The sequence below is a fragment of the Paraburkholderia sp. GV068 genome, assembly GCF_003058125.1.
In the GTDB taxonomy this organism is placed as follows: Bacteria; Pseudomonadota; Gammaproteobacteria; order Burkholderiales; family Burkholderiaceae; genus Paraburkholderia; species Paraburkholderia graminis.
Genome location: NZ_QBUB01000003.1, coordinates 551,662 through 559,721, shown reverse-complemented (window position 1 = coordinate 559,721; position 8,060 = coordinate 551,662). Strand labels below are relative to the sequence as shown.

Here is an 8,060-nt window from a genome sequence, read left to right as displayed (position 1 = left end):
CGCAGACGCGCCGACAGATGCGGCGCGCGTTCGAGCTCGGTCTCGCGGGCCACGTCGTAGACGCGCGCGGTGAGGGTTTTTTTCAGGTAGTCGTGGGAGGCCATGCGAGGGGCGCGATGCGCTCTGGAAGGCGGAAAAGCATCAATGATAGCGCCAACGGTGCGAGCACTGGCCGGCCGGGGTTGGCGCCGCGAAGGCCCAACCCCGCGCGTACTGCAAGCGGACTAGAAAATATGCGGCGGCTTGCCGTCGGTGAGTTCGCGCGGCAACGGTTCGTCGAGCTGCCATTCGACGTGCGGCAACGCAAACAGGTCGCCGTGAAAGTCGATCGGTCCTTCGCTCGTGAAAAGCCCGTCCAGGTAGTCGAAGTTCAATTGCGAAGAGACCGCGCGCAGCGCCGCTTCGACCGAATGCGACGGTTCGAGCGCGGGCGGGTCGACGTCGAGCCGCACGATGTAGCGATCGCCTTTCGTTTCCAGCGCGCCGATGTCGATGACTTTGCCGTCGACGTTCTGCGCAAGGACGCGATCGCCGTCCGCGAACAGCCTGAAAGTGGCCTTTAGCGCCGCGGACGCGGCGGGTTGCTTGCTTGCCATCGCGATTCTCCTTGTACCTTGTAGTCTGGCGTTGTCGATGCGGCCTAGCCGTCCTCGCCGACTTCGTTTGGATCGGGCAGGTCGGCGCCGCGGCCCGGTTCGGGCGGCGCGGGTTCGTTCCTCGCCGACTGCTTCTGTTCGTCGGACAGACGGCGGTCGCCGGCCGTCGGATCGTTCGGCGACTGGCGCGGCGGCGTCGGGCTGGCGGATTCGCTTGTCATGGGAAGTCCTTGTCGTGTGGATTGCGGTGTCGATTGGTGCGTCGGTTGCGGTATCGGCTCAGTCCGGCGAGCGCGTGCGGTCGGCGTCGCTTTGTGAGCCAGGCGGGTTGCCGGGTTTCGTGTCGGGGCTGGCCGTCGGTGCGGCGGTTTCCTGACGGTGGTCATCGCGTCGGTTGTCCGAGCCGTCGGTTGGAATGTTCTCGGTGTGGCCGGGCACCGGTTGCTGCTCGATGTGCCCGGTTTTCGATTCGGGATCTGCCATGCTCAGCCTCCGTGAGTTGGTGGTTCGTCGTTTGGGTCAGCATGCCGCGTGCCGGGCGGTTTGCGGTTCGTGAAGGCGCGGGCAGTGCCGCGTGATTGCGCCGTTATCGCCTGGTTATCGCCTCGTTAGCGGGCAACGCCGCGACCCGCCTTCTCCGGCAAAAATCCTCGACGACAAACGGCGCAACCAGCCCCGCGCCGAATGCGACGTACACGGCGGCGATGTGCGGCACCCGCAAATGAAACTCGAAGCCCGGCGTAAAGCGCTTGGGCGCGATCACGTAGTCGCTGAAGGCGGCGACGACCGTCAACGCGCTCGCGAGCGCGACGCGTCGACCGTGTTCTGGGCGCGAGTCGCCGCATAACCCGGCGGACTCCTGAACGGCTGCGAGCGTGTACGCATTGACGGCCGCCCATCCCACCGACATCAGATGATGAATCGCCAGCCCCGTCACCAAATGGCGCGGGCGCGGGCGGGCGGTCTGGTTCACTTCTTGCGGCCAGACCCAGTGGCTTACGGCGCTGACAGGCGCGGTCGCGCGCTTGCCGATGAGGCGCGCGCACGCGCCGAGCGCCAGCGTCGAAAGCGCGCCGGCAACGAGGCCGGGCAGCACGATGTCTTCTAATGGTCGAACGTCCAGAGTCATGGTGATTTTCCTTGCAGGTGCTACCGGCATGATTGGCGCGCGAGTCGCGAACGCGCTGGTGGCGGCGGGCCACTCCGTCGTGTGCGGCGTGCGCGATCCCGTCCGTGCCGCGCAGCGCTTGCGCGGCTGCCGGCTGGTCCATCTGGACTTCGCGGGCCTCGGCGATGCAGCAAAGTTGATGCCGCTGCTCGCGGGCGTCGACGTAGTGGTCAACGCGGTCGGCATTTTTAGCGACGCGACCGGCAACGACTTCCGGCGCTTGCACACCGAAGCGCCGATCGCGCTGTTCAAGGCCGCGGTCGCCGCGGGCGTGCGGCGCATCGTGCAGATTTCCGCGCTCGGCGCCGATGCGCTCGCGCAAAGCCCGTATCACCGCAGCAAGCTCGCCGCCGACGAAGCGCTGCTCGCGCTGCCGGTTTCGTCGTTGATCGTGCAGCCGTCGCTGGTGTTCGCACCCGAGGGCCGCAGCACGCGCTTTTTCGCCGCGTGGGCGACGCTGCCGGTCGTGCCGCTGCCCGGAGCGGGCGCGCAGCGCATTCAGCCGGTTCATATCGACGATGTCGTCGAGCTGGTCGTGGCAGGCGCGCTGGCCCCGCCGGCCGGCGACACGCCCAACGCAGCCGCACCGACGACGCCGACGACGCCGACGACGCGTCGTGTCGCGGCCGTCGGCCGGGAGCCGATGACGCTGAGGGAATACCTGGCCGTCTTGCGACGGGTAGCCGGCAGCCCGCGTGGCTGGTTCCTGCCGGTGCCGATGCCGCTCGTCAGGCTGGCAACGCGGCTGGGCGCGCTGCTGCCGGGCTCGCTGATGAGCGCCGACGCGCTCGCGATGCTCGAGCGCGGCAACGTCGCGCCGACCGACCGTTTCGAGCGGCTGCTCGGAAGGGCGCCGCGCGCGCTGTCGGAGATGCCCGTCGAGCGCGAGAGCTTTGGGACGCCCGCGCGTCTGATGTGGCTGTTGCCGTTGCTGCGCGTATCGATCGCGGCGGTGTGGATATGGACGGCGATCGTGTCGGCGTGGCTGTACCCGCGTGCGTCGAGCCTGGAACTTCTGGCGCGGGTCGGGGCGCCGGCGGCGCTCGCGCCATTGCTGCTCTACGGCGCGGCGTTACTCGACCTTGCGTTCGGGGTGCTCTCGCTGGTTTGGCCGCGGCGCCTGGGTCCGCGCGCTCGGCTTTGGACATTGCAGATCGTGCTGATCGTGCTTTATACGGCGCTGATCAGTTGGCGCTTGCCCGAATTCTGGCTGCATCCGTATGGGCCGCTCTCGAAGAATCTGCCGATGATCGCGCTGCTGATTCTGCTGATCCAGTTCGACGGCGGCGGCGGTGAGCGATCCGCCTGCGCCGGTAAAGCTGTCGCTAACCCCTGAATTACCCATGACCTACCTCGTCATCAAATGGCTGCACGTGCTTTCATCGACGATTCTGTTCGGCACCGGCATCGGCTCCGCCTTTTACATGCTGCTGACCAGCCTCGGCCGCGATGCGAGGACCGTCGCGCGCGTCACCCGGCTCGTGGTGATCGCCGACTGGCTGTTCACCACGCCCACCGCGATCCTGCAACCGGCCACCGGGCTTTACCTCGCGCATCTGGCGAACATGCAGTTGGCAAGCGGCTGGCTCGCGTGGTCGATTGGGCTGTATGTGCTGGCCATCGGCTGCTGGCTGCCCGTGGTGTTCCTGCAGATGCGCCTCGCCGCGTCGGCCCGCGTGAGCGCTGAAACCGGGACTCCGTTGAGCGCCGCCTACTGGCGAATGCTGTGGATCTGGGTCGCGCTCGGCGCAATCGCATTCTTTGCCTTTGTCGGCATCTTCTGGCTGATGGTGACGAAGGGCGCCTGAGCGCGGAATGGGGCGGCTCATAGCGCGGACTGCGGTGCACTGCCTGGCCCTCAGCCCCGCCGCCGCCTCCTTTTCCGCCCTCAACGCGGCGTTGGCCGATGCGGTAGAATTCCATTTTGGAATAAGGATCGGAAGATGCACTGGCAGCCTCGGATCGCCCATTTGATGCCCGTCCCGCGTGAGTCTCGCCCCGCGGCGGAGCGTCACGTCCGCCAGGCACGATCGTGTAGCAGTATCTGAGCGCCGCGAAGCGTCCGACGTGAGTAGGCCGTCGGTGGCGCTTCGCTCCCAAGAAGATTTCCAAGCATTGCGCCCCACGCGCACAGTCAGCCGGCGCCTCGCCACGAGAGCGTCGGGCTGATCCACCGAGTCGTCCACACATGAACGCACCTCAAGTATTCGATCCGCACGGAGCCGCCACTGCGGTCGCCGCCGATCCCGAAGCGCGCCTGCGCGAAATTCCCTACAACTACACGTCGTTTTCCGACCGGGAAATCGTCATTCGTCTGCTAGGCGACGACGCCTGGGCCGCGCTGGCCGAACTGCGCGCTGAGCGCCGCACCGGCCGCTCCGCGCGCATGCTGTACGAAGTGCTCGGCGACATCTGGGTGGTGCGCCGTAACCCGTATCTGCAGGACGACTTGCTCGACAACCCCAAGCGCCGCGCGATGCTGATCGAGGCGCTGCATCACCGGCTGTCGGAGATCGAGAAGCGCCGCCGCGCCGATCTCACCGAGCACGGCGACGAAGCGGGCGTCGACCGCGCCGCGCGCGTGGAAACGCTGGTGCAGGCCGCGCGCCGCGCCGTCGACGAATTCGAAAGCGAATTTCAGAAGACCTACGATCTGCGCCGCCGCGCGACGAAGGTGCTCGGTCGCGTCACCGAAAAGGACAACATCAAGTTCGACGGTTTGTCGCGCGTGTCGCACGTGACCGACGCGACCGACTGGCGCGTCGAGTATCCGTTCGTCGTGCTGACGCCGGATACCGAAGCCGAGATCGCCGGCATGATCAAGGCGTGCTTCGAGCTCGGGCTGACGGTGATTCCGCGCGGCGGCGGCACCGGCTACACGGGCGGCGCGGTGCCGCTCACGCCGTTCTCGGCCGTCATCAATACCGAAAAGCTCGAACAGCTCGGCGCAGTGGAAATGACCGAACTGCCGGGCGTCGATCGCAAAGTGCCGACCATTTTCTCCGGCGCGGGCGTCGTCACGCGCCGCGTGACCGAGGCGGCCGAGCAGGCGGGCTTCGTGTTCGCCGTCGATCCGACTTCGCTCGACGCATCGTGCGTCGGCGGCAACGTCGCGATGAACGCCGGCGGCAAGAAAGCCGTGCTGTGGGGCACGGCGCTCGACAACCTCGCCTGGTGGCGCATGGTCGATCCGGAAGGCAACTGGCTCGAAGTCACGCGTCTGGATCACAACCTCGGCAAGATTCACGATATCGAAGTTGCGCGTTTCGAGCTGAAATGGTTCGACGGCAACTATGCGCCGGGCGAGAAGCTGCTGCGCACGGAAGCGCTCGACATCAAGGGCCGCGTGTTCCGCAAGGAAGGTCTGGGTAAAGACGTCACCGACAAATTCCTCGCCGGTTTGCCTGGCGTGCAGAAGGAAGGCTGCGACGGACTCATCACGTCCGCGCGCTGGGTGCTGCACAAGATGCCCGCGCATACGCGCACTGTGTGCCTCGAATTCTTCGGCCAGGCGCGCGAGGCGATTCCGAGCATCGTCGAAATCAAGGACTATCTGTTCGAAACGTCGAAGCAGGGCGGCGCGATTCTGGCCGGCCTCGAACACCTCGACGAGCGCTATCTGCGCGCGGTCGGCTACGCGACCAAGAGCAAGCGCAACGGCTTTCCGAAGATGGTGCTGATCGGCGACATCGTCGGCAATGACGCGGATGCGGTGGCGCAGGCGACGTCTGAAGTCGTGCGCATGGCCAACGGCAAGAGCGGCGAAGGTTTCGTCGCGGTCAGCGCCGAGGCGCGCAAGCGCTTCTGGCTCGACCGCAGCCGCACCGCCGCGATCGCGAAGCACACCAACGCGTTCAAGATCAACGAAGACGTGGTGATTCCGCTCGACCGCATGGGCGAGTACACGGACGGCATCGAGCGGATCAACATCGAGCTGTCGATCAAGAACAAGCTGCAACTTGTCGACGCGCTCGAAGCGTTCTTCAAGGCAGGCAAGCTGCCGCTCGGCAAGAGCGACGACGCCAATGAAATTCCGAGCGCCGAACTGCTCGAAGACCGTGTGCAGCAGGCGCTGGATCTGCTCAAGCGCGTGCGCACGCGTTGGGAGTTCTTGCGCGACAAGCTCGACCTGTCGTTGCGCGAGGCGCAGCATTATCTCGTCGGACTCGGCTACGAAGCGCTCGCCGAAAAATTCGCCGATCGCGTCGACGCACAAGCTGATGCGACCGTGTTCCATGTCACGCAGGACCGAACGATCCGCGTGTCGTGGAAGCAGGAAATCCGCGCTGAATTGCGGCAGATTTTCAACGGCGGCGAGTTCAAGCCGATCCTCGACGAAGCGCAGGCGATCCACAAGCAGGTGCTGCGCGGCCGCGTGTTCGTCGCGCTGCACATGCACGCGGGCGACGGCAATGTGCACACGAACCTGCCGGTGAACTCCGACAACTACGAGATGCTGCAAGACGCCCATACGGCGGTCGCGCGCATCATGAAGCTCGCGCGTTCGCTCGACGGCGTGATTTCCGGCGAGCACGGCATCGGCATCACGAAGCTCGAATTTCTCACCGACGACGAGATCGGCGAATTCCGCGCGTATAAGCAGCGCGTCGATCCGCATGGCCGCTTCAACGCGGGCAAGCTGCTCGAAGGCGCGGACTTGCGCAACGCCTACACGCCGAGCTTCGGTTTGATGGGCTATGAATCGCTGATCATGCAGCAGTCGGATATCGGCGCGATTTCGGAGTCGATCAAGGACTGTTTGCGTTGCGGCAAGTGCAAGCCGGTGTGCGCGACCCACGTGCCGCGCGCGAACCTGCTGTACAGCCCGCGCAACAAGATTCTCGCGACCTCGCTGCTGGTCGAGGCGTTCCTGTACGAAGAGCAGACGCGCCGCGGCGTGTCGATCAAGCATTGGGACGAGTTCGGCGATGTCGCCGATCACTGCACCGTGTGCCACAAATGCGTGACGCCGTGCCCGGTGAAGATCGACTTCGGCGACGTCACCATGAACATGCGCAACCTGCTGCGCAAAATGGGCAAGAAGAAGTTCAATCCGGGCAACGCAGCCGGCATGTTCTTCCTCAACGCGACGAATCCGCAGACCATCAACCTCGCGCGCGCGGCGATGATGGGCATCGGCTACAAGGCGCAGCGCCTCGGCAACGAAGTGCTGAAGAAGTTCGCGAAGAAGCAGACGGCGCACCCGCCGGCAACGGTCGGCAAGCCGCCGGTCACGCAGCAGGTGATCCACTTCATGAACAAGAAGATGCCGGGCAATCTGCCGAAGAAAACCGCGCGCGCGCTGCTCGATATCGAGGACAACAAGATCGTCCCGATCATCCGCAATCCGAAGACGACCACGGCCGATACGGAAGCGGTGTTCTACTTCCCCGGCTGTGGTTCCGAGCGGCTTTTCTCGCAGGTCGGCCTAGCGACTCAGGCGATGCTGTGGGAAGCGGGCGTGCAAACGGTGCTGCCGCCGGGCTATCTGTGCTGCGGCTATCCGCAGCGCGGCTCGGGTCAGTTCGACAAGGCCGAGCAGATCGTCACCGACAACCGCGTGCTGTTCCATCGCGTCGCGAATACGCTGAACTATCTCGACATCAAAACGGTGGTGGTGTCGTGCGGCACCTGCTACGACCAGCTCGCCGGTTATGAATTCGACAAGATTTTCCCGGGCTGCCGGATCATCGACATTCACGAGTTTCTGCTTGAAAAAGGCATGAAGCTCGACGGCGTCACAGGCACGCGCTACATGTACCACGACCCGTGCCACACGCCGATCAAGACGATGGACCCGGTCAAGCTGGTGAACGCGCTGATGGGTTCCGAGAAGGACGGCTACAAGATCGAAAAGAACGATCGTTGCTGCGGCGAATCGGGCACGCTCGCGGTCACGCGTCCCGACATTTCGACGCAGGTGCGCTTTCGCAAGGAAGAGGAAATCCGCAAGGGCGCGGCCAAGCTGCGCGGTATTCCGCTCGTCGCCGAAGCCGGCGCGAACGCGATCAATCCGGCCAATGCATCGGCCGGCACCGCGGGTGCGGCGAACGGCTCCGTGCTGAAGGCCGGCGACGGTCCGCAGCCGAAGGGCGCTACCGACGTCAAGATTCTCACGAGCTGCCCGTCTTGCCTGCAAGGTCTGTCGCGCTACAACGAAGACGCGGGCATCGAGGCGGATTACATCGTCGTCGAAATGGCGCGTCATGTGCTCGGTGAAGACTGGATGGTCGACTACGTGCAGCGTGCGAACAATGGCGGAATCGAGCGCGTGCTGGTTTAATGGCACGACTGAC

General features: G+C 65.1%; 7 protein-coding genes. 3 read left to right on the top strand and 4 right to left on the bottom strand.

What is annotated here, in order from left to right; all coding sequences use genetic code 11:
- Positions 1-224: 224 nt before the first annotated feature.
- The 4 genes from C8K18_RS10040 to C8K18_RS10030 all read right to left on the bottom strand — a co-directional run bounded on the left by C8K18_RS10040 (position 225) and on the right by C8K18_RS10030 (position 1,725).
- Positions 225-596, bottom strand: a complete 372-nt coding sequence (locus C8K18_RS10040; protein WP_053857501.1) for a hypothetical protein — start codon at positions 594-596, stop codon at positions 225-227.
- Between the two features lie 44 nt (positions 597-640).
- On the bottom strand, positions 641-817 hold the full coding sequence (locus C8K18_RS33270; RefSeq protein WP_006047980.1) for a hypothetical protein: 177 nt from the start codon (positions 815-817) through the stop codon (positions 641-643).
- 58 nt (positions 818-875) lie between these two features.
- Positions 876-1,079 (bottom strand): hypothetical protein, encoded by a 204-nt coding sequence (locus C8K18_RS10035; protein ID WP_006047979.1) that lies wholly within the window; start codon positions 1,077-1,079, stop codon positions 876-878.
- A gap of 103 nt (positions 1,080-1,182) precedes the next feature.
- On the bottom strand, positions 1,183-1,725 hold the full coding sequence (locus C8K18_RS10030; protein ID WP_107707351.1) for a hypothetical protein: 543 nt from the start codon (positions 1,723-1,725) through the stop codon (positions 1,183-1,185).
- Between C8K18_RS10030 and C8K18_RS10025 the strand changes: the two genes are divergently transcribed.
- The 3 genes from C8K18_RS10025 to C8K18_RS10010 all read left to right on the top strand — a co-directional run bounded on the left by C8K18_RS10025 (position 1,724) and on the right by C8K18_RS10010 (position 8,047).
- Positions 1,724-3,100, top strand: a complete 1,377-nt coding sequence (locus C8K18_RS10025; protein ID WP_044020513.1) for an SDR family oxidoreductase — start codon at positions 1,724-1,726, stop codon at positions 3,098-3,100. The two genes, C8K18_RS10030 and C8K18_RS10025, sit on opposite strands and share 2 nt — an antisense overlap.
- A 7-nt stretch (positions 3,101-3,107) precedes the next feature.
- Complete coding sequence (locus tag C8K18_RS10020) at positions 3,108-3,572, top strand: DUF2269 domain-containing protein (RefSeq protein ID WP_029970489.1); 465 nt, start codon at positions 3,108-3,110, stop codon at positions 3,570-3,572.
- A 380-nt stretch (positions 3,573-3,952) separates the two neighbouring features.
- On the top strand, positions 3,953-8,047 hold the full coding sequence (locus tag C8K18_RS10010) for an FAD/FMN-binding oxidoreductase (protein ID WP_107707350.1): 4,095 nt from the start codon (positions 3,953-3,955) through the stop codon (positions 8,045-8,047).
- Positions 8,048-8,060: the final 13 nt, after the last annotated feature.